3 protein-coding genes and 1 pseudogene are annotated in these 3044 nt (G+C 47.2%); 3 read left to right on the forward strand and 1 reads right to left on the reverse strand.

All coding sequences use genetic code 11. The features are described from left to right. Positions 1 to 899 (reverse strand): DUF3479 domain-containing protein (locus tag RMO84_RS05050; protein ID WP_310487385.1); only part of this gene is annotated, 899 nt, incomplete at its 3' end. 416 nt (positions 900 to 1315) lie between these two features. Between RMO84_RS05050 and RMO84_RS05055 the strand changes: the two genes are divergently transcribed. The 3 genes and pseudogenes from RMO84_RS05055 to RMO84_RS05065 all read left to right on the forward strand — a co-directional run. Continuing rightward, positions 1316 to 1681, forward strand: coding sequence for a VOC family protein (locus RMO84_RS05055; RefSeq protein WP_310487386.1), 366 nt, complete (start codon positions 1316 to 1318; stop codon positions 1679 to 1681). 104 nt (positions 1682 to 1785) lie between these two features. After that, entirely contained in the window at positions 1786 to 2127 is a 342-nt protein-coding gene (locus RMO84_RS05060; RefSeq protein ID WP_310487387.1) for a histidine triad nucleotide-binding protein, read from the forward strand. 242 nt (positions 2128 to 2369) lie between these two features. Next, a pseudogene (locus RMO84_RS05065) lies at positions 2370 to 3044 on the forward strand (photosystem II q(b) protein); the annotation flags it as partial.

The following is a 3044-nucleotide window of genomic DNA, read 5'->3' on the forward strand; positions in this document are numbered from 1 at the left end:
ACCATCGCGACATAATGTGCGGCATCGCCAGTGACGATGTGGGTACGCTGCAATACTAGACCGATACAGGGGGCGTTGGGGTCTTTGCGATCGAGGGAAATATCCCGCCGACTATTAAACCAGTTGAGATACTCCTTCACATCCTCGAACATCTGCGGCGCGAGGGGATGCCAAATCCCCATGTCGGGGAAGGTGACTGGATCTTGATATTTAATCTCACCCGCTGATTCAGTTGAGTTGAGGGTATTATCTTCTTTTAATACATACCGATCCGCCAACATCAACAAGAAGTTTTCGAGGTTTTCAGGGGTACCACCGAGCCAGTACTGGAAGCTCAACATAAAGTTGCGCGCATCCTGGGCTTTTTCCATCGGCAGATACTTGAGAATATTGGGGAGCGTGTTCAATAACTTGAGCATCCCATCTTGGAAGCTACCCGCGCCAGCTTTCGCTTTGCGCTTCTTCATGAATTCGCCGATCGCACTTTTGGATTGACCCAAAGTAGCCAGCGAGAAACTACCCATCTTATTCAACCGCATCACTGCGGGCATCGATGGGAAGATCACCGCTACATCTAAGCTATCGCGATACGGTTCGACGGCTGCTACGAGTTTGTCCGCCAAATCTTCGATAAAAATCAGTGAAGCGATGAAGATATTGGCGCGAGAGACATCCTCTTGCAGTGCGGCGTAGTTAGTAGGATCGCGAAGTTCCTCTAGAAGATAGCCACTAATTTCGATCGCGACTTTGGGGTTGTGGTCGTTAATGGCGTTCACGGCAGCAGAGATCGCACTCTGATACTGTGGCTCTAGCACGACATAGACCACCTTTAATAACTGTCTGCCCCGAATCTCAGCGGGGGCGATATGTCTAATGGTGGACTTGACGTTGGTGAACATTCGGTATTGCTCCTACAGAAGATAAAATTTGGGATCTAAGAATTTATGAAAAAATTGCGGATGTTATCGATCCACTACCGATCGAGCAGTAACTTTCATAGCAGTTGTCTGTAGCGTCTGCGCTCGATCGACTCCTGAGTCATCACTCTCTAGTAGTTTTAGCAGAAAATCTATAATGGCTGGGACTTTCTCGCTTTATCCGACACAATTTGCAATCAAGAACTTAACATTTGTTAGCGAGCTAAGCTCAAATCATCTGCTTTTCTTCAACTTAGCGACATAAATCTTGATATTCGATCGCGTTGGCAAAGCCCCTCAGCATGAGGATCGACACTTTGGACTCGATCTCCATACCACAGTAGCTGACAGGGCATTTATACTGAGCATAAGCCCACTTACAGCTCGCACATAAAGTTATGGCAACTGAATTCAAGCACATTATGTTGATGGTGAAAAGTATCCCCGCCTCGCTAAAGTTTTATAGCGAAGGCTTGGGATTACCAGTAAAAATGTCTAGCCCTGGTTGGGCGGAACTCGATGCTAATGGGACAACTCTGGCATTACATGCCGCTGAATCGGATGCGGAGACTGGTTCCTCACCGATTTTAAGCTTTCATGTCGATGATATTCATAGTGCGATCTCGACTCTCGAACAACTCGGTGCCAGTCTCGAAGGTCGCGTCCGCGAACCTTCTTTTGGCAAGGTCGCGGCGATCCGGACTCCGGATGGTCATTTGGTTAGCTTGCTCCAGCCAGTCGCTAAAGCGGCAGTCGAAGTTTAACTCGCTCTCTACTAGCGATCGAACCACTAATGAGGAAGGCGGCGATCGACACTCGATCTGTAAAGATGATGGTGAGTAAGATCGCCCCAAATCGATTCACTAATATGAGCGACACAATTTTCAGTAAAATCATCCGCAAGGAAATCCCCGCAGACATCGTTTATGAAGACGATCTGACACTTGCCTTCCGTGACGTCAATCCTCAAGCACCCGTTCATATCCTCATCATCCCCAAACAACCGATCGTCTCGATCGCCACAGCTACCGATGCTGATGCCAATTTGCTCGGTGAACTTTTGTTAACAGCAAAGAGAGTAGCTACTCAGCAAGGTTTGGATGAAGGTTACAGGATTGTTATCAATACGGGCGAACATGGCGGTCAGACAGTATTTCACCTCCATTTGCATCTGCTAGGCAAACGGATGATGACTTGGCCGCCAGGATAAATATTTATCGCTGGTAAAGTTTCTCATTTAGTATCTCTAGAATGATGAGAAGCACACTCTGTATAGAGATAACGTCTCGATCCCCAATACGAATATCTCCAGATCGGGCTAGTTTGACTGCGATCTAATCGTTAAGAAATTGTGAAGCCCCTTTACAATCAGAAACAAATACTCTAATATTGAGTGCATAGGGGTTGAGCAATCAACACCGCACCTAGAAAATTCATAGCAATCATAAACAAATGACTACTACCTTACAACGTCGCGAAAGCGCAAATGTATGGGAAAGATTTTGTAGCTGGATCGCATCCACTGAAAACCGTATTTACATCGGTTGGTTCGGTGTATTAATGGTTCCTACACTTCTTTCTGCAACAATCTGTTTCATCATCGCTTTCATCGCTGCTCCCCCAGTGGACATCGACGGAATCCGTGAACCAGTCGCAGGTTCTTTAATGTTCGGAAACAACATCATTTCTGGTGCTGTAATTCCTTCCTCCAACGCCATCGGTCTTCACTTCTACCCAATCTGGGAAGCTGCTTCCTTAGACGAGTGGTTGTACAACGGCGGTCCTTACCAACTCGTAGTATTCCACTTCCTCATTGGCATCTTCTGCTACATGGGTCGTGAGTGGGAACTCTCCTACCGTTTAGGTATGCGTCCTTGGATCTGTGTTGCTTACTCCGCTCCCGTAGCGGCTGCAACTGCAGTATTCTTGATCTACCCAATCGGTCAAGGTTCGTTCTCTGACGGTATGCCTTTAGGTATCTCCGGAACGTTCAACTTCATGATCGTCTTCCAAGCAGAGCACAACATCCTCATGCACCCCTTCCACATGCTCGGCGTAGCTGGTGTATTTGGTGGTTCGTTATTCTCCGCAATGCACGGTTCGTTAGTAACTTCCAGCTTAGTTCGT

It is taken from the genome of Chamaesiphon sp. VAR_69_metabat_338 (assembly GCF_031423935.1).
In the GTDB taxonomy this organism is placed as follows: domain Bacteria; phylum Cyanobacteriota; class Cyanobacteriia; order Cyanobacteriales; family Chamaesiphonaceae; genus Chamaesiphon.

Bases quoted from the DNA above. Each gene is read 5' to 3' on its own strand.
- RMO84_RS05055 (WP_310487386.1), top strand. From the start codon at position 1,316: ATGGCAACTGAATTCAAGCACATTATGTTGATGGTGAAAAGTATCCCC.
- RMO84_RS05060 (WP_310487387.1), top strand. From the start codon at position 1,786: ATGAGCGACACAATTTTCAGTAAAATCATCCGCAAGGAAATCCCCGCA.